At 52.3% G+C, this 18,830-nt stretch carries 15 protein-coding genes; 8 read left to right on the forward strand and 7 right to left on the reverse strand.

Annotation, left to right across the window (positions count from 1 at the left end):
- Positions 1 to 139: 139 nt before the first annotated feature.
- Positions 140 to 697 (forward strand): metal-dependent hydrolase, encoded by a 558-nt coding sequence (locus EYY67_RS10700; protein ID WP_131693477.1) that lies wholly within the window; start codon positions 140 to 142, stop codon positions 695 to 697.
- A 188-nt stretch (positions 698 to 885) separates the two neighbouring features.
- Positions 886 to 2,277: an L-cystine transporter gene (locus EYY67_RS10705; RefSeq protein WP_131693478.1), complete on the forward strand. Its 1,392-nt coding sequence runs from the start codon at positions 886 to 888 to the stop codon at positions 2,275 to 2,277.
- Between the two features lie 73 nt (positions 2,278 to 2,350).
- Here EYY67_RS10705 and kdgR read toward each other — a convergent pair whose 3' ends face one another.
- Positions 2,351 to 3,142 carry a DNA-binding transcriptional regulator KdgR gene (gene kdgR / locus EYY67_RS10710; protein WP_119826313.1) on the reverse strand — a complete coding sequence of 264 codons (792 nt, stop codon included), beginning with the start codon at positions 3,140 to 3,142 and terminating at the stop codon, positions 2,351 to 2,353.
- 239 nt (positions 3,143 to 3,381) lie between these two features.
- Here kdgR and EYY67_RS10715 point away from each other — a divergent pair, with 239 nt between their 5' ends.
- Positions 3,382 to 4,779 carry an MFS transporter gene (locus EYY67_RS10715; protein WP_119826315.1) on the forward strand — a complete coding sequence of 466 codons (1,398 nt, stop codon included), beginning with the start codon at positions 3,382 to 3,384 and terminating at the stop codon, positions 4,777 to 4,779.
- 53 nt (positions 4,780 to 4,832) lie between these two features.
- On the opposite strand, the gene htpX is transcribed toward EYY67_RS10715, so the two are convergent.
- The 4 genes from htpX to EYY67_RS10735 form a co-directional block, all read right to left on the reverse strand.
- On the reverse strand, positions 4,833 to 5,711 hold the full coding sequence (htpX, locus tag EYY67_RS10720; protein ID WP_119826317.1) for a protease HtpX: 879 nt from the start codon (positions 5,709 to 5,711) through the stop codon (positions 4,833 to 4,835).
- Positions 5,712 to 5,969: 258 nt separating this feature from the next.
- Positions 5,970 to 8,042 (reverse strand): carboxy terminal-processing peptidase, encoded by a 2,073-nt coding sequence (gene prc / locus EYY67_RS10725; RefSeq protein ID WP_119826319.1) that lies wholly within the window; start codon positions 8,040 to 8,042, stop codon positions 5,970 to 5,972.
- Positions 8,043 to 8,061: 19 nt separating this feature from the next.
- Positions 8,062 to 8,751, reverse strand: coding sequence for an RNA chaperone ProQ (proQ, locus tag EYY67_RS10730; protein WP_015697850.1), 690 nt, complete (start codon positions 8,749 to 8,751; stop codon positions 8,062 to 8,064).
- A gap of 106 nt (positions 8,752 to 8,857) precedes the next feature.
- Entirely contained in the window at positions 8,858 to 9,343 is a 486-nt protein-coding gene (locus EYY67_RS10735) for a GAF domain-containing protein (RefSeq protein ID WP_131693479.1), read from the reverse strand.
- A gap of 255 nt (positions 9,344 to 9,598) precedes the next feature.
- Between EYY67_RS10735 and yebS the strand changes: the two genes are divergently transcribed.
- The 5 genes from yebS to EYY67_RS10760 all read left to right on the forward strand — a co-directional run bounded on the left by yebS (position 9,599) and on the right by EYY67_RS10760 (position 17,583).
- Positions 9,599 to 10,846 carry a membrane integrity lipid transport subunit YebS gene (gene yebS / locus EYY67_RS10740; RefSeq protein ID WP_095921418.1) on the forward strand — a complete coding sequence of 416 codons (1,248 nt, stop codon included), beginning with the start codon at positions 9,599 to 9,601 and terminating at the stop codon, positions 10,844 to 10,846.
- Positions 10,815 to 13,445, forward strand: coding sequence for a PqiB family protein (locus tag EYY67_RS10745; RefSeq protein ID WP_119826323.1), 2,631 nt, complete (start codon positions 10,815 to 10,817; stop codon positions 13,443 to 13,445). Before yebS ends, EYY67_RS10745 begins: the two co-directional genes overlap by 32 nt.
- An 84-nt stretch (positions 13,446 to 13,529) precedes the next feature.
- The gene (rsmF, locus tag EYY67_RS10750) at positions 13,530 to 15,047 is read left to right on the forward strand and encodes a 16S rRNA (cytosine(1407)-C(5))-methyltransferase RsmF (RefSeq protein ID WP_131693480.1); all 1,518 of its coding nucleotides are present in this window, start codon (positions 13,530 to 13,532) and stop codon (positions 15,045 to 15,047) included.
- A 370-nt stretch (positions 15,048 to 15,417) separates the two neighbouring features.
- A complete protein-coding gene (locus EYY67_RS10755) occupies positions 15,418 to 17,139 on the forward strand; it encodes a sensor domain-containing diguanylate cyclase (RefSeq protein WP_131693481.1) in 1,722 nt (573 codons plus the stop codon).
- A 201-nt stretch (positions 17,140 to 17,340) separates the two neighbouring features.
- Complete coding sequence (locus EYY67_RS10760) at positions 17,341 to 17,583, forward strand: YebV family protein (RefSeq protein ID WP_013576157.1); 243 nt, start codon at positions 17,341 to 17,343, stop codon at positions 17,581 to 17,583.
- Positions 17,584 to 17,626: 43 nt separating this feature from the next.
- Here the strand turns inward: EYY67_RS10760 and EYY67_RS10765 are convergent, their stop codons facing one another.
- Complete coding sequence (locus tag EYY67_RS10765; protein WP_131693482.1) at positions 17,627 to 18,277, reverse strand: C39 family peptidase; 651 nt, start codon at positions 18,275 to 18,277, stop codon at positions 17,627 to 17,629.
- Between the two features lie 95 nt (positions 18,278 to 18,372).
- Entirely contained in the window at positions 18,373 to 18,765 is a 393-nt protein-coding gene (locus EYY67_RS10770; protein ID WP_131693483.1) for an ASCH domain-containing protein, read from the reverse strand.
- Positions 18,766 to 18,830: the final 65 nt, after the last annotated feature.

Genomic DNA, 18,830 nt, shown 5'->3' on the forward strand with positions numbered 1-18,830 from the left:
GACATGATTAAGGCGTATTTATATACGCCTTTTTCTTTTTTATCATGCCGTTGACAATTAGTTACAGGGTCGCTCTTCCAAGATTGTGACAGTTTCACTTATACTGGATAAAATAACAGTTATCCAGTTCGGACGCGTCATGACGGCGGAAGGCCATCTCATTTTCTCAATAGCCTGTGCAGTATTTGCTAAAAAGGCACAGCTTTCTCCCGAACTGGCGCATGGTGACTGGTGGCACATCATTCCAGGGTCTTTGCTCACCTGTCTGTTACCTGATATCGACCATCCGAAATCCGTACTGGGTCAGCGGCTCAAATGGCTTTCCACACCTATCGCCCGCGCTTTCGGTCACCGAGGATTTACCCACAGTTTGCTGGCAGTGGCAGGCGGTATTTTCCTGCTGCGTACCCATTTCCCCCACGACTGGGTGATCCCAGCCGATGCATTCCACGCCATGATCATAGGGTATCTGAGTCACATTCTGGCTGATATGCTGACGCCTGCGGGTGTACCGTTGCTCTGGCCCTGCCGCTGGCGTTTCCGTTTGCCGCTGATTAACAGCCAGAAAGGCAACCAGCTGGAAAGAACGCTCTGCTTATTGCTGGTCGGTTTAACGCTTTTCTGGCCAGACTGGACGCCCATCATTGGTGCAATCAATCCGGACTTTTTTAATCACATTCTGAAACTGTTCATCTGACGTGAACAAAATACGCCCGCATCGGATGTAATTTATACAAATACCACCAAAAAGTTATAATGAATTCCTTTTGGATATAAATACTCAGGCTCCCAAACTGATATTCTTCACCGCATTGCTTTGGGATGGTGCAATCCTTTCCGGAAACACCCGTTTCGTTTATCAAAATTATAAGACTGGAGTCTGGTATGAATCTTCCGCTCGTTCTAAACGTAGTGGCTTTCGTGGTCCTGCTGTTGCTGCTGGCGCAAACCCGCCATAAGCAATGGAGTCTGGCAAAAAAAGTCCTTCTGGGTCTGGCGATGGGCGTCGTCTTTGGCCTGGCATTACAGCTGATTTACGGTTCAGATGACCCGGTTCTGAAAACCTCAATCACATGGTTCAATATTGTCGGTAATGGCTACGTTCAGTTGCTGCAAATGATCGTCATGCCGCTGGTCTTCGTGTCGATTTTGAGTGCAGTAGCGAAACTGCATAACGCGTCGTCTCTGGGCAAAATCAGCTTCCTGACCATCGGCACCCTGCTGTTCACTACGCTGATTGCCTCTCTGGTGGGTATCTTCGTCACGGGTCTGTTCGGCCTGACCGCTGACGGGCTGGTACAAGGTACGCAGGAAACGGCACGACTGACCGCGATTCAGTCCAACTATGTCGGCAAAGTGGCTGACCTGAGCGTTCCGCAGCTGATCCTTTCCTTTATTCCTAAGAACCCGTTTGCTGATCTGACCGGCGCAAGCCCGACGTCAATCATCAGCGTGGTGATTTTTGCTGCCTTTGTGGGTGTCGCTGCCCTGCAACTGGTAAAAGACGATGCTGAAAAAGGCCCGCGTGTTCTGGCCTTCATTGATACCCTTCAGGCCTGGGTGATGAAGCTGGTACGTCTGATCATGAAACTGACCCCGTACGGCGTGCTGGCGCTGATGACCAAAGTGGTCGCAGGTTCGAACATTCAGGACATCATTAAGCTCGGCAGCTTCGTTGTCGCGTCTTACCTGGGTCTGGCGATTATGTTTGTCATTCACGCAGTGCTGTTGTCTTTCACCGGCGTGAACCCGGCGAAATTCTTCCGTAAAGTCTGGCCGGTGCTGACCTTTGCGTTCACCAGTCGTTCCAGTGCCGCAACGATCCCGCTGAGCGTGGAAGCGCAGACTCGTCGTCTGGGTATTCCGGAATCTATCGCCAGCTTTGCGGCCTCTTTCGGCGCAACAATTGGTCAGAATGGTTGTGCGGGTCTGTATCCGACGATGCTGGCAGTGATGGTTGCACCGACGGTGGGCATCAACCCGTTTGATCCGGTGTGGATTGCTACCTTAGTGGGTATCGTTACCCTGAGCTCTGCCGGCGTTGCGGGTGTGGGCGGTGGCGCAACCTTCGCCGCGCTGATCGTTCTGCCTGCTATGGGGCTGCCGGTGACATTGGTTGCCCTGCTGATTTCGGTCGAGCCACTGATTGATATGGGCCGTACTGCGCTGAATGTCAGCGGTTCAATGACTGCCGGGACGATCACCAGCCAGTTACTGAAACAAACCGACAAAACCGTGATGGATTCTGAGGAAACGGCTGAGCTGGCTCACCGTTAAGTCCGGACCCTGATAAACAAAAAACCGAAGCCAGTGGCTTCGGTTTTTTTTATATCTGAAACGGCCGTTTTATTCAGAACGGATAATCGTGAAAACCGATTTGCTCTGAAATATTCCGTGCGGCGGTATGCAGCATTTCCACGTAGTGACTTTTGCTTTCTTCGGAGAAACGAATGGTCGGGAATGAAATGCTCAGACCGGCAATCACCACGCCAAAGCGGTCGAATACCGGCACCGCAATGCAACGCAGTCCCTGCTCCTGCTCTTCATTATCTTCACCGTAACCCTGCGCACGCACCTGATCCAACGCTGTCTGTAAATCGGCGGCATTCATGATGGTGTTTTCAGTGCTGCGGGTGAACTCAATTTCCTGCAACAACGCACTGACTTCCGCTTTATCGCCCCAGGCCAGCAGCACTTTACCAATCGCGGTGGTATGCAACGGGTTGCGGCGACCGATACGCGAGTGCATGCGTAAGTTGTACATGGAATCGATTTTATGAATGTAGACAATCCCGTCTTCATCCAGCGCACCCAGGTGGATCGTTTCGCGGGTCAGGCGGGACAGTTCGCGCATCTGAATATCGGCACTGCGGATCAGATCGACGTTTTGCAGCGCCCTGGCTCCCAGTTCGAACAACTTTAGCGTCAGGGAATATTTCTCTGACTCCCCTTCCTGTGCCACATAACCCAGCGATTTCATCGTCTGAAGAAAACGGTACACCGTGCTTTTAGACATCATTACGCGCTGAGAAAGTTCTGTAATACCAATCTCACGCTCTTCGCCCAGTGCCTGTAAAATACCGAACACTTTCAGGACAGAGGAAACGGAATCGGGTTGCTTATCAAGATCTGCGATAGCCATAGGGTGAGTTACCTGCTCGCGTTAGTTTTGTTTCAAAAAAAATAGAACGTGGTTTTTATTATAGTGGCAAGCATCGCTGAGAAGCAATCAACCCATTGATTGAGAATGTAAGAACTGTTAAGCCAGTTTCATTCCTGCGAGAGAGAGATAAAATTCATTTCATCATGTGACAATTGTCACTTTAGGTTGATTAGCGTAGTAATATTCCCCTCACTGATGACTACGTACTGACATAACTCATGACTTCAACACCGACTGACGGACTTCCTATACCGCAACGATACGGTGCCATTCTGGCGATTGCGCTGGGTATCACCGTTTCCGTACTGGATGGCGCGATCGCGAACGTGGCGCTGCCGACGATTGCCAATGATTTCCATGCCAGCCCGGCAACCTCCATCTGGGTAGTGAACGCCTATCAGCTGGCGATCACCATCTCGCTGCTTTCACTGGCTTCGCTCGGTGACATATTCGGCTACCGGCGGATTTACCAGACCGGTTTACTGGTGTTCAGTATTACCTCTCTGTTCTGCGCCCTGTCGGATTCCCTGATGACGCTGACCGTAGCCCGCGTGTTACAGGGTTTCGGGGCGGCGGCGATCATGAGCGTGAATACGGCGCTGATACGCATTATTTACCCGCAACGTTTCCTGGGTCGCGGTGTCGGCATCAACGCGCTGATTGTGGCAGTCTCTGCGGCGGCAGGTCCGACAATTGCGGCCGGTATTCTGTCCGTTGCCTCATGGCAATGGCTGTTCGCCATTAATGTCCCTATCGGTATTGTGGCGCTGATCCTTGGCCTGAAGTTTTTACCCGCTAACTCGACGCGCAGTCAGGGACAACGCTTTGATATTGTCAGCAGCGTGATGAATGCCCTGACGTTCGGCCTGCTGATCAGCGCCATCAGCGGCTTTGCACAAGGCCAGAACCACCTGCTGATACTGGGTGAAGTGATTGCCCTGCTGGTCATCGGCTGGTTCTTCGTGCGCCGGCAGCTTTCGCAGCCCTTCCCGTTGCTGCCGATCGATTTGTTGCGCATCCCGATTTTCAGCATGTCTCTGGGAACCTCGCTGTGTTCTTTCAGTGCTCAGATGCTGGCCTTCGTTTCGCTGCCCTTCTTCCTGCAAAATACGCTGGGACTGAATTCCGTAGATACCGGACTTCTGCTGACGCCGTGGCCGCTGGCAACCATGGTGATGGCTCCGATAGCGGGACGTCTGGTCGAGCGTTTCCATCCGGGAATGCTCGGTGGCATTGGTCTGGTGGTCTTTTCCTTCGGCCTCTTTTCCCTGTCGTTACTGCCGCCGGAACCTTCGCATCTGAATATCATCTGGCGCATGTTGCTGTGCGGCGCAGGCTTCGGCTTATTCCAGTCGCCAAACAACCATACGATCATCAGTTCAGCCCCGCGCAACCGCAGTGGCGGCGCGAGCGGACTGCTGGGCACCGCCCGTCTTTTAGGTCAGACAACCGGTGCGGCGATGGTGGCACTGATGTTTAACCTGTTCCCGCAGCACGGCACCCACGCCTCGCTGATCCTTGCCGGCACGCTGGCGGGGACCGGAGCATTAGTCAGTTTGCTGAGGATGACCCAGAAGACCAGCAGTCAGAAAGAGGCTGAAAACCTGAAATCCTGATATGAAAAAGCCCGGCAAAATAGCCGGGCTTTTGTGTGTATCGCACAAGCGAATTACTTAATGTAAGCACCACTGCGCAGCGCTTCGATACGTTTATCCAGCGGCGGGTGAGACATAAACAGCTCGCTGAATGATTTCGATTTGCCGTTGATGCAAAACGCCATCATGCTGCCCGCTTCCTGCGGTTCATGGCTGGTTTTCAGGCGCTGCAACGCAGCAATCATTTTCTCACGGCCCACCAGTTTTGCTGAACCCGCATCCGCATGGAACTCACGGTGACGCGAGAACCACATCGTAATGATGCTGGCGAGGATACCGAAAACCAGTTCCAGCACGGTCGCTACAGCAAAATAAATCATCGGGTTACCGTTACTTTCTTCGCCATCACGGTTACCGGAAAGGAACCCGGAAGCCACCTGCGCAATAATACGTGAAATGAAAATCACGAAGGTGTTCACGATGCCCTGAATCAGCGTCATCGTCACCATATCGCCGTTAGCAATATGGCTGATTTCGTGGGCGATAACCGCCTCGGCTTCATCCTGACTCATGCTTTGCAGCAAACCGGTACTGACGGCCACCAGTGAGGCGTCGCGGCGCGCGCCCGTGGCGAACGCATTAATATCGGGTGCGTGGTAAATCGCCACCTGCGGCATCGCAATACCTGCCTGCTGAGACTGGCGACGTACGGTGTTCATCAACCAGCGCTCAGTTTCATTACGCGGCTGCTCAATGACTTCACCACCCACTGAGCGTAACGCCATCCATTTCGACATCAGCAATGAAACAATTGCACCACCGAAGCCAAACAGCCCGGCCATGATCATCAGCCCCGGCACGCTGCTGTGCTGAATGCCAGTCAGGCTAAGCACCAGCCCGAATACCAGCATAACGGCCAGGTTAGTCAGCAGGAACAACGCTATACGCATCATAAAATTTTACTTCCTCATTGTTACTTCGTTGTTATTAGCAGAGTCATACCACCGGCACATAGCACGCACGGTTGTACTGATCCTATGGGCTTCTTATCAGGATTCAAGAGCCCATGCGTTCTGAAGGCCTTAATTCACAATACTTTACATTTTGAAGTGTTTGATTTCACAGACAGGCCTGAAATATCGACAATCCCCCTAAATTCAGGACAAAAAAAAGCGCACCGGAGTGCGCTTTCAGTGTGACTTTCACAAGGATTATTTCGCCGGGGCCTGATCAGCCTGAGACTTTTCCAGCTTGCCCAGATCGACAGCAATATGGTCAGCTTCATCAAGGTAAGGATCCGGAGCAACGTAATCTTTCGGCAGATCGTCGAGAGATTTCAGTGGCTTCTTGCCTTCACGCTTGAAGCGTTCATTCAGGCGATTAAGACGCAGTGCATCATCTTCTTTATCTTCTTTATCACGTTGCATGTAATTAAGAGAAGCGATGTTACGTTTGTCTTTCAGCGCCTTGTAACGGGCGATATCTTCCTGGATGTACTGGAATTCAGGATCTTGCGCAATACGGGCTTCGTGCGCTTTCAACAGTTCAGGCAGGAACGGTTTCATGTCGCCTAATCTGGTGTAAGTGGCCGCGTTAATGCTATCCCACGGAAGGGCGTTATCTTCGAACTTCTCGCCGGTTTCAATCGATTCGATACCGGTTGGCATCAGGATATCAGGCGTTACGCCTTTACGCTGAGTACTGCCACCGTTGATACGATAGAACTTCTGGATAGTGTATTGCACAGAACCGAGAGCAGGCCACTCAGGACGCAGCATCTGGTCGTAAATACGGTTCAGTGAGCGGTACTGCTGAACGGTACCTTTCCCGAAGGTCGGTTCACCGACAATCAGCGCACGGCCATAATCCTGCATGGCTGCGGCAAAGATTTCAGATGCAGAGGCACTGAAACGGTCAACCAACACCACCAGCGGGCCTTTGTAATAAACGACACCATCGGTATCGCTGTCCTGACGGATGCGGCCGTTGTTGTCACGAACCTGAACCACCGGACCACTTGGGATAAACAGACCAGACAGAGAAACCGCTTCTGTCAGTGCGCCACCGCCGTTGGTCCGCAGATCGATAACCAGACTGTTAACGTTCTGCTTGGCCATTTTCTGCAACTGAACTTTGACGTCATCGGTCAGACCGACATAGAAGCCAGGAATGTCCATCACTGCAACTTTCTGGGCACCTACATTTTTAATGGTCATCTTGACGGCGCGGTCTTCCAGACGAATCTTCTCGCGGGTCAGCGTAATCACATGGTTCTTGGCATTTTTACCCGCGGGCAAGATCTGCAAGCGGACTTTACTGCCTTTCGGCCCTTTGATTAACGCCACCACATCGTCGAGACGCCAGCCAATCACATCAACAATAGGGGTCTGCTTGCCAGCCTGAACCTGGCCGACGCCGACAATACGATCACCCACTGCAATGGCTTTGCTTTTGGCCGCCGGGCCGCCAGCTACCATCGAGTTGATAACGGTATAATCGTCGTCACCCTGCAGGACCGCACCAATACCTTCCAGAGACAGGCTCATTTCGGTATTAAACTGCTCAGTGCTGCGCGGGGAAAGATAGTTAGTGTGCGGGTCAATTTCATGCGCGAAGGCATTCATGACCAGCTGGAAAACATCTTCGCTGTTGCTTTGTGTCAGGCGCTTCATCGCAAAATGATAACGCTTGGACAGCACATCACGAATTTCCTGATCGTTTTTGCCGGTCAGTTTGAGGTTCAGCTCGTCATATTTGACTTTCGCATCCCACAATTTATCCAGCTCAGCGCGGTCTTTCGGCCACGGTGATTTACTGCGATCAAGTTCAATGGTGTCATTGCCGGTGAAATCCATCGGGCGCTCAAGCACTTTCAACGCATAATCATAGCGTTCAAAGCGGCGTTTCTGCGCCAGATTGAATAAGGCATAAGGTGTGGTTAACTGACCGGATTTCAGTTCCTCCCCCAACGTGGCACGTTTATCAGTAAATTGTGCAACATCGGAAGCCATTAATACGTTATGGCCATAATCGAGCATGTTGAGGTAACGGTCGAAGATTTTCGCTGAGAAATCTGCATTAAGGTCGAACTGACGATAATGCGAACGGGTAAAACGAGCAGTGACACGCTCGCTCACCGTTGCATCCTGCGGATCTTGCGTTAAGTCAGGAAGTTGAGCGAGAGTCACCGGTGTACTCTCGTTCGCTGCAAAGCTGGTATTCACCAGCCCTGCTCCCGCCATTAACAGACCCGCAATAACGCTTAATCTGACAAATTTGTTCATGCCTGAGTTGGCCTCCGTATCAGAACTGCAAATGTTCTGCGCGTACAATCATCGCCAGACCCGAAGAGAGTTGAACGCGAACACCGTCTTTGGCAATTTCCAATACGGTTGCATCCATCGCACTCTTACCTGCTCTGACTTTGATTTCCTGGCCAATTTGCAGTTTTGAAATGTCTGTTACTGGCACCTGACGCGGTTCACGTTTTTCCTCACGCGGTGGGCGAGGTGTACGTGGTTTGCGATTTTCCTGACCAGCCACAGCTGCGGGCGCATTTTCACGACGCGGCGCAGGTTTTTTAGCGGCCGGACGTGGACGACGTGGCTCAGTGGTTTCACCGGCTTCACGACGTTTAGCCTGTTGTTCTGCACGTTGTGCCTGAACACGGGCTTTCGCTTCTTCCAACTGTTTACGGGCATGTTCTACGTGCTGCTCTTCGAGAACGCCACATGAATTACCATCAAGGTCAACGCGTTCCGCGCCAACTTTAACGCCGTACAGATAGCGCCAGCTTGAGGTATACAGACGCAGAGCAGAGCGTAACTGAGTTTTGCTCAGATTCTCTTCACCTTGCACGCGTTCGACCAAATCCGCAAAGATACCGATCTTTAATGGGCGTGCTTCGCCTTCGGCGGTAAAACAGAGCGGGAACCGCTCAGCCAAAAAGGCGATGACTTCTTTACTACTGTTCAACTTAGGTTGATTTTCCATGAAATTTCCTGATTACAACGGGTTTGCCAACCGGCGCAGGCATGAACAGGCGTCATTATAATGACGCCGTTATTAAATGCCACGTTATCCGACGATCAACTTACGATCAGATTGACATATTTTTAGCATCGCAGTGTTCGAGATGCTGGCAAAGCCCGCTGACCAACTCTGTCAGCCCCTGTTCATCAGCTTCATCGAAGCGTTGATAAACGGTGCTATCAATGTCTAATACGCCGATCACTGTGCCATTTACCGTCACCGGCAACACAATTTCAGCATTACTTGCTGCGTCACAGGCGATATGCCCCGGGAAGGCATGAACATCCCCTACACGCTGTACGGTGTTTTCCGCTACTGCAGTACCGCAGACGCCTTTTCCTACCGGAATACGCACGCAGGCAATTTTACCCTGGAATGGCCCCAGCACCAGCGTTGTGCCGTCCATCAGATAAAAACCTACCCAGTTCACGCCTTCAAGACGCTCATAAAGTAAGGCACTTGCGTTCGACAGAGTCGCAATGAAATTGTTTTCTCCGGCGATCAACGCGTTCAAATCACGTTTTAATTCCGTGTAGAATGCTTCTTTATTCATAGTAACCAATAATAACCTAAGGGCACTGAGCCGTTCTGTTGTGCTTAACCTCTATAAAATAAGCATTAAATGCCCATATGAACAAGGTTAATCCTGTGTGACATCAAAAAGACTCACCTACAATAACTGTTTGCCGACCGCATAATACGTTATTTTGTCAAAAAAACCTGGCTGATCTTGGCCTGATGGCCTCGCCTGACCCCTGACGGGGATGCGTAATTGTAACAACAGGTATTCTTTACTATTCCAGGTACTATGAAAATACACACAATATCAGCCCAGTTACCGCACGTTCGTTACCAGCGATGCAATGAATGCGATTACCTTTTCACGCTCCCGGCGCTGAAACGGACGCAGACAGCGCATTGCCCGCGTTGTAACGCCAAAGTGGAGAAAGGCAAGGTCTGCTCCCTGCCCCGGCTGATCACGATGGCCATCAGTATTTTGTTGCTGATGCCATTCGCCTATACCGAACCGCTGATCAGCATCCGTCTTCTCGGCACGCGTATCGATGCCAGCCTGCTCGAAGGCATCTGGCAGATGTCGCGTCAGGGCGATCCGGTCACCGCAAGCATGGTGGCGTTTTGTACCATCGGTGCGCCACTGACACTGGCGGTTTCCATTCTTTATCTGCATTTTGGCCACAAACTGGGGATGAATCTCAAACCCGTGTTGCTGATGCTTGATCGCCTGAAAGACTGGGTAATGCTCGATATCTATCTGATCGGCATGGCCGTCGCCAGCATCAAGGTCAAAGAATATGCCGATATCAATGCCGGTATGGCGCTGGCGGCCTATCTGATGATGACCGTGATGGTCACGCTGACGATGATTAATCTGAATATTGAACAACTGTGGGAAGAGTTTTATCCGCAGCGCCAGCCGAAGGGCGTACCGTCATCACTGCGTCTGTGCCTCGCCTGTAAATTCACCGGTTTGCCGGATGAGCGCGATCGTTGTCCTCGCTGTCATGTCCCCATGCGACTACGCTACAAACACAGTCTGCAAAAAACCTGGGCGGCATTGATCGCGGCAATCATGTTTCTCATTCCCGCCAATTTGCTGCCGATTTCCATCATTTACGCCAACGGGCAGCAACTGAAGGACACCATATTTTCCGGCGTTGTTTCCCTCGCCACGTCCGGGAACGTACCGATTGCGGCGATTGTGTTTATCGCCAGCGTGCTGGTGCCTTTTACCAAAGTCATTGTGATGCTGACGCTGTTGCTCAGTATTCATTTCAAAGCGATTCAGGGACTGAAAACGCGTATCCGTTTACTCCGGCTGGTCACCTGGATCGGACGCTGGTCGATGCTCGATTTATTTGTTATTTCATTAATGATGTCGCTGGTAAACCGTGACCAGCTTTTGTCTTTTACAATGGGACCGGCTGCCTTTTACTTTGGCTCTGCCGTGATCCTGACCATTCTTGCCGTTGAATGGCTTGATAGCCGCTTGATTTGGGATGCACATGCAACAGGAAACGCCGAATACACCGACTGAAGCACGGATAAAACACAGGCGCCGGATTTCGCCTTTCTGGCTTCTGCCGTTTATTGCTTTACTCATCGCCGGATGGCTGATTTACAGCAACTATCAGGAACGCGGAACCACTGTCACGATTGATTTCCAGTCGGCAGCGGGCATTGTTGCGGGCCGGACACCTGTACGCTATCAGGGCGTAGAAGTCGGCACCGTGGAATCCATCAGCCTGACGAAAGACCTGCGCACTATTCAGGTGAAAGTCAGTATCAAAAGTGATTTATCAGATGCACTGCGCGACGGGACACAGTTCTGGCTGGTCACGCCGAAGGCGTCACTGGCCGGGGTTTCCGGTCTGGATGCGCTGGTAGGCGGTAACTACATCGGCATGATGCCCGGTCCGGGCAACGAGAAAAATCATTTCACCGCCCTCGATACTCAGCCTAAATTCCGCCTGAATACCGGCGAACTGATGATTCATCTGCACGCAAAAGATCTGGGCTCACTCAGCACCGGCTCGCTGGTGTATTACCGTAAAATCCCGATCGGTAAAGTTTACGATTACGACATTGAAAGCGGTAACGACGGCGTCACCATTGATTTGCTGATCGACAAACGTTTCGCCGGTCTGGTTAAGGACAACACGCGCTTCTGGAATGTGTCCGGTTTCAAGGGCGATTTCAGCCTGAGCGGAGCCAAAGTGCAGATGGAAAGCCTCGCCGCGCTGGTCAACGGCGCAGTGGCGATGGACTCCCCGAATGACGGAAAACCGGCCAAAGCCGATCAGTCTTACGTGCTGTATCCCGATCTGGCACAAAGCCAGCGCGGCGTTGAAATCACGCTGGATCTGCCAAACGGCAACGGATTGTCCGAAGGACAGACGCCGCTGCTCTATCAGGGGCTGCAGGTCGGCACGCTGACCAAAGTCACCTTACAGCCGGATAATAAAGTCACCGGCAAGCTGACGGTCGATCCCTCCGTGCTCGATATGATGCGCGACGGTACGCGCATCGAAATGAACAGCCCGAAAATCAGTCTCGATAATGCCAACCTCAGCCAGTTGCTGACCGGCAACACCCTTGAACTGATCCCGGGCGACGGCGAACCCCAAAAACACTTTGTGGTCCTCGACAGTAACCAGCGGCTTTTGCAAAACCCCGGTGCCGTTAAAGTCCAGCTGATTGCACCGCAAAGCTATGGCATTGATGCGGGACAGCCAATCAAGCTTTACGGTATTAACGTCGGTACGGTGATTGACCGGACCCTGACCGATGAAGGCATTCTGTTCAATGCCGCCATCAAACCGGAATACAAAAACCTGCTGCACAAAGACAGTAAGTTCGTGGTTAACAGCCGCGTTGACGTGAAACTGGGTGTTGATGGCATGGAAGTGCTGGGGGCCAGCGCGCAGGAATGGGTAGATGGCGGTATCCGCATTATTCCCGGCAGCAAAGGCGCACCTGCGCAGAAATACCCGCTTTACAGTAATGCGGAAAAAGCGGCAGAAGGCATTCAGGGCGACCAGCCCGGCGCCACCCTGACGCTGACAGCCAAAAGCCTGCCAGATGTGCAGGCGGGTTCTGTGGTGCTCTACCGCAAATTCCAGGTAGGACAGATTGTCAACGTGCGTCCTAAAGCGAACGAGTTTGAAGTGGATGTTTATATCCAGCCGCAATACCGTAACCTGCTCAGCGACAAGAGTATTTTCTGGGCAGAGGGTGGCGCAAAAGTACAGTTAAACGGCAGCGGACTGACCGTTCAGGCCTCTCCGCTGGATCGTGCGCTGAAAGGCGCCATCAGCTTCGATAACCTGGAAGGCGTCACCACCAGCAAGGGGGCGAAGCGGGTTCTGTATGATTCAGAAACCTCGGCGCGGGCTGTCGGCAGTCAGATCACACTGAACACTTATGACGCCAGCAAGCTTTCTGCCGGTATGCCAATCCGTTATCTGGGTATCACGATTGGTCAGGTTGAATCGCTGAAACTGGATCCGCAACTGAATCAGGTATCCGCCAAAGCCGTGCTGTATCCGGAATACGTGGATAATTTCGCCCGTCGCGGTTCGCGGTTCTCCATTGTCTCGCCTGAGATTTCAGCCGGCGGCGTCAGCAATCTGGAAACGCTGCTGCAGCCTTACATCAACGTTGAGGCGGGCAAAGGTGTCCCGGCGCGGAATTTCGATTTGCAGGAATCCACTATCACCGATTCCCGCTACACCGACGGACTGGGCATTGTCGTGGATGCGGCTGAAGTCGGTTCACTGCAGATCGGCACTCCGGTGCTGTTCCGTGGCATTGAAGTCGGCACGGTGTCAGGCTTCTACCTGGGTGCGATGGCCGACCGCGTTAACGTGACTCTGCGGATCAGCAAGAAATACCAGTATCTGGTCCGCGAAAACTCGGTGTTCTGGCTGGCATCCGGTTATGACCTGCAGTTTGGCCTGACCGGTGGGGTGTTCAAAAGCGGGACGTTCCAGCAGTTTATCCGCGGCGGTATCGCCTTCGCGACGCCACCGACCACGCCACTGGCACCGAAAGCCGCCAACGGCAACCATTTCCTGCTCAATCCGGAAGCGCCAAAAGACTGGCAGAAATGGGGAACGGCAATTCCGAGAAATTAACCGGTATTGTTTTTATCGGGGCCACCTTCGGGTGGCCTTTTCATTGCCAGCCCGCGAGGGAACATCCTATTGCGGCAGGTAAATATGCTAAACTCCGCGACAGAAAACTTATTCAGTTCTGGAACCGCACTCTTGTCAAAGCTCACTCCTGCCAGCAGTTTTGCTGATAAATTACCCGCCGCTTTTCTGGACGCGACCCGCGCCATCATGCCTGCCAGCCTGAGCATGGATGATTTTATTGCAGCCTGTCAGCGCCCTCTTCGTCCCAGCCTGCGGGTCAACACCCTGAAAATCAGCGTGGATGATTTCCTGGCACTTGCCAGCCGTTATCAGTGGGATTTAGAACCGGTACCGTGGTGTGCCGAAGGTTTCTGGATCAACCGCCATGCGCTGGATGAATCACGTCTGGGTAATGCCCTGTCGCATCTGGCGGGGCTGTTCTACATTCAGGAAGCCAGTTCGATGCTGCCGGTTACCGCGTTATTTGCGCATGATACGCAACCGGCGCTGGTGATGGATGTCGCGGCCGCACCGGGTTCCAAAACCACGCAAATTGCCGCACTGATGGAAAACCGGGGCGGCATCGTCGCCAATGAGTATTCCGCCAGCCGTGTCAAAGTGCTGCATGCCAATATCAGCCGCTGTGGCGTCAGCAACACGGCGCTGACGCACTTTGACGGGCGCGTATTTGGTGCCGCACTGCCGGAAACCTTTGATGCTATTTTGCTGGATGCGCCCTGCTCAGGCGAAGGCGTTATCCGCAAAGATCCTGATGCCATGAGTAACTGGTCTGAAAACAGCGTGACGGAAATCGCCGCAACCCAGCGCGAACTGATCGACAGTGCATTTCATGCCCTCAAACCCGGCGGCGTGCTGGTTTATTCCACCTGCACCCTGAACGCGCAGGAGAATCAGCAAGTCTGCCAGTGGCTGCTTGAAACCTATGCTGATGCAGTAGAAACGGAATCGCTGGCAGACCTGTTCGCCGGTGCGCAGAAAGCCGTCACCCCGGAAGGCTATCTGCACGTTTTTCCTCAGGTTTATGATAGCGAAGGCTTCTTCGTTGCCCGTTTTCGTAAAACGAATTCCGTTCCGCGATTGCCGGTACCGGGATATAAAGTGGGCCGTTTCCCATTCTCTCCGCTTTCCCGTCAGGACAGCGCGGAAATCATCGCCGCTGCCGGTCAGTCCGGACTGTCATGGCCCGCGAAGCAGTACACGATCTGGCAACGTGACAAAGAGATCTGGTTGTTCCCTGCTGTACTGGAACCTTTGTTCGGTAAAGTACGTTTCTCACGCATCGGCGTCAGGCTGGCAGAGCGTTTTCCAAAAGGCTTCCGCTGGCAGCATGAAGCCGTGGTGGCGTTCAGCGATCCGCAGGCTAAAAACCGTTTTGAAATCGATGACGAGCTGGCGCAAAACTGGTTGCGCGGGGTGGATATTTATCCGGAAACGGCTCCGCCCGCCGATGAATGTCTGGTGACGTGGCTCAATCAGCCACTGGGGATCGCCAAACGTATCGGCAGCCGGATAAAAAACAGTCTGCCGCGCGAACTGGTGAGAGACGGTGCAATACGGCCACAGACGTTATCAAACGATTAAATTAATTTAACCATTATGCAAACTTCTGTGCCATGAGAACCTCCTGATGGCGCAGAATATTCTATTTAATCCGCAGCAAAAACGATTAAAATTATCCTAATAGGAGTTTAGGCGAATTCTGTACAACATAGCCTTTAGGTGAAATCAGGGTGACAAAGTGCATAGAACAATTCCCTCTGGAAAATTTTATGCTGCTTATCGTGGATAACTATTTATATTATCAAGAAAGGTTTATTGAATTATAAGTAGGAATAATCCTATCGTGGCATGTATTATTGCCGTCTGGAAAACATTGCCAGTGATATATCCTTTTCAGATATAAATCTTAATGCCAGATGTTGAGTAAAGACCTGCCAGTCGGAGAAGTGCCATGTCAGATGAAATGAAACTCGAATCAGCAGATGGACTGCTTTTACAGCAAATGGCCAGCCTGCGGGATATTATCGATAACAATTCTGACTGGATCTGGGAAGTCGATACGCAGGGGCGTTATGTTTTCTCCTCGAATAAGTGCATCGAATTTCTGGGCGTCCCGCCCGAAAAAGTATTAGGAAAAACCCCTTTTGACTTTATGCCCCCTGATGAGGCAAAACGGGTCGGCGAACAGTTCGCCGCCATCGTGGAACGTCGCGCGCCTTTTGGCGGTCTGTTAAATCGCAATATCCGCCCCGATGGTACGGAAGTGATTCTCGAAACCAGCGGCGTTCCGCTCTTCGATGCCGAAGGTAATTTTCGCGGATACCGTGGAATCGACCGCAACCTGACCAGTCTGGATCAGGCACCCGGTCAGCGTCTTTTCCAGCTGGAAAACATCTATTCCAATGCCCCGGTGGGCCTGTGTTTCATTGATTTGCAGATGCGCTATGTCACGGTCAATGATGCCATGGCAAACATTATCGGCCTGCAACCCTATGAAGCGATTGGCCGCAAAATCGGGGTATTTCTGCCAGGGCTTTCTCCGCTGCTCAATAACGCACTGGAACTGGCACAGCGCAACGAAACGACACCCGACCGCGAATTTTCCGTACCCGGAAAAAATCAGGTGTTCTTCGTGCGTATCAAAGCCGCTTATGACGCGCAAAATCAACTTAATGGCCTGTCTGTCGCGATGACGGATATCACCAGCCTCAAGCGGATGGAGCGGGCGCTGCGTGAAAGTCAGGAACACTACCGCAATATGGTCGAGCTGAACCCGCAGATCCCATGGACGGCGGATCCGCGCGGCATGCTCAACGACGTGAGTTCACGTTTTCAGCGGATCACCGGCATGACGCGACAGGATATTCTGGCGGATAAGTGGATCCAGAGCATGCATGTCGAAGACCGCCGTGCAGCGGTACAGACCTGGGAACAATGTCTGAAAACCGGTGCGCCACTCGATATTGAAGTCCGTTTCTGCCATGTCGATCGTGGCTGGAACTGGATGCGCATTCGTGCCGCTGCGAGCTATGCGACCGACGGTTCCATCCAACGCTGGTATGGCACCGCCGAAGACGTGCATGAGCGCAAATTGCTGGAACTGAAACTGGTGAAGGCCAACCGCCGCCTGGAAATTCAGGCACGCACTGATTCGCTGACCAAGCTGCCCAACCGCCGTGAGTTTAAAAAGGTGCTCAGCCACGAATATATGCGCGCCAAACGTAACCGGACGCCGCTGACCGTGGTGATGATCGACATCGATTACTTCAAGCATTTTAACGATCATTACGGCCATCTTTCCGGCGATGCCTGTCTGCGTCTGGTCGCCCGTACGTTACGGCGATCTCTCAAACGTAGTACCGACGTGGTGACCCGTTTTGGTGGCGAAGAATTTGCCGCCATTCTGCCGGACACCGATTTGAAAGGCGCGTGGATTGTGGCACAGCACATCATGGAATCGATTGAATCGCTGGGCATTAAACACAGTTTCAGCGAGTTCAACCGCGTGACCATCAGTCAGGGGATTGCGACCTATATGCCGGATCAGGATCCGGGCATTGAAGATCAGTCCGATATCGTGAGCGCCGCCGATGAAGCCCTGTATCTGTCGAAAAACAATGGCCGTAACCAGATTAACGCCATGCCGGTCTCCGTAAGATTTAATCAGCTCTGACGTCATCCGGGAACCGCGCGCCTCTGCCGTACGGTTCCTTACCCTTCCGGTTTTCCCCTATGTCCCCTGCCTGCTTTGTGCATCCGTAAAAATTCGGGTGGCACTTTTTGTGCTGTCGGCTATCCTCAATAGAGGGGAGACCAACTGGTCATACCTGATGTTTTATCAATCAATCGTGTCACCACTGGCAAGGAGTACCTGATGGGAAAATCGAGTATCAGAATTGGCAGTTATGAAATTGACGATGCACATCTCTCGACGCCCGAAGCAAAAGGCGGAGATAAAGTGCATATCCCGTGCAAGTCAGACCCTGATTTATGTATGCAACTTGATGCCTGGGATGATCACACCAGTGTTCCGGCGGTAGTCGATGGTCGTCACTCTGTGTTGTACAAGGAAAAGTATGACGAGCAGAAAGATGAGTGGATTATGCGACTGGAGTAACACAGCATGGCGAACGGGATTTTGTTCGCCATGCCGCTTGCGGTCAGTCCACGTTTTCGACAAGTGCAATACCGCGTCCGGCAAAAAAGCGGCTGAAAACCGCCACGGGCAAGGTGACATCTTGCTGGGTGGACACATCGTGGCCCGATGGATTATGAAAAGTCACCGACGCCTGATCGGCCCTTGTGACCAGAACCAGATGCCCGCCTTTGCGAGGCGGCACAGAATCAGGGATTCGAATCGACGGATGCACCGAGGCGATGAAGAACCGGTGCTGTTCCAGCTCGCCTGCAATATCTTGTGCTGAAATATCTACCCGTACCCGCGCCGTTAACCCTAATTCCTGACCAACATAATCGACAAAAGGTGCGTAGATCAGCCCCTTAATATTGTCCCCTTCACGAACGTAAGCGCCATACGCCAGGCTGCGTTGCGTCAGCGACAGGATTGGCTCGACTTTGCCGGAAACTGCCGCCAGAACCATTTTCAGGCAACACATTCCGCAAACATGGTTCGCCCATTCAATAAATTCCTGCTGGTTTGAAGCGCCGGACTGCGCCCATAACGTGACATCGCTGAGCTGGAGATCCCCGGCGATAATGCCTGCGGCACAATCGGGATCTTCCCACTGGCTGAAATAAGGTATTCCGGAACGTGTTGCAAACGCGCGCTGATTAACTGAATTCACTGACATGACATATTCCTGAACGACAGATCGACAACATCAGGTTGATCATATGACGGGGGTAAGTAAGGCCTGATCGTCCTGATCAGGCCGTAAAAGTGGGATCAGAACTTCTCAACCATGCGGAACTTCATCAGTAACAACGGCATGGTCGGTTCAAACATATCGTATTCTTCGAAGAAACGCTGATGCTCAGCGCGCCAGTAAGCCAGCGTGCGGTCACCTTCCCCTTCTTCCCAGGCGTGCTGCTCCGTCACCTGATCGAAAGGAACTTGTTTCACTTCGGTCAGCTGTACGGCACACACCGGATTATTGCGCCCATCGACCACCACAAAGATTTCGCCAGGTTCAGGTTCGGGATCATCATCAAGATTTGAACAGGTAGCTGTTTTTGTGCCTGCAATAACACGCTTAGCCAGTTCGTCTGCTGACGACTCGGTATCACCAAACGACCAGCGCTCTGCGTCCCTGTATTTAAGTGGGATCTGCGGAATCATAATTTATCCTTTCAATTGAGATAGTTCACTGCCATAACAGTTAAACATTAGCACAAAAAAACCCG

The sequence above is a fragment of the Rahnella victoriana genome, assembly GCF_004330295.1.
GTDB classification, from domain to species: Bacteria; Pseudomonadota; Gammaproteobacteria; order Enterobacterales; family Enterobacteriaceae; genus Rahnella; species Rahnella victoriana.